Origin of the sequence: Bacteroides caecigallinarum, from assembly GCF_021530995.1 — a bacterium.
GTDB classification, from domain to species: domain Bacteria; phylum Bacteroidota; class Bacteroidia; order Bacteroidales; family Bacteroidaceae; genus Phocaeicola; species Phocaeicola faecigallinarum.
Map to the genome: position 1 here is coordinate 1 of NZ_JADYTF010000377.1, position 245 is coordinate 245.

Sequence of the window (245 nt, forward strand, 5' to 3'; positions counted from 1 at the left end):
TGTCAAGCCGTGTCTTATACTCCTTGTCGAAGATATCCGCCCCATTACTCAGTAACAGGTATCGCGTACCTTTCAACACCTTACGTTTGTTGATGTCTTTTTCCATGTGGTATTGTATCCTGCGTATTTCATCCAGCTTCTCGTTCATAAGCTTTACCACATGGAAATGGTCAAACACGTGCACCGCATTTGGGCAATTCTCATATACAGAGGAGATAAAGGCGGCAGAGAGGTCTGTTGCAATA

General features: G+C 44.1%; 1 protein-coding gene. It reads right to left on the minus strand.

Annotation, left to right across the window (positions count from 1 at the left end):
- Positions 1-245, minus strand: a 245-nt coding sequence (locus I6E24_RS17105; RefSeq protein WP_235329883.1) for a transposase, incomplete at both ends; no start/stop codon positions are given.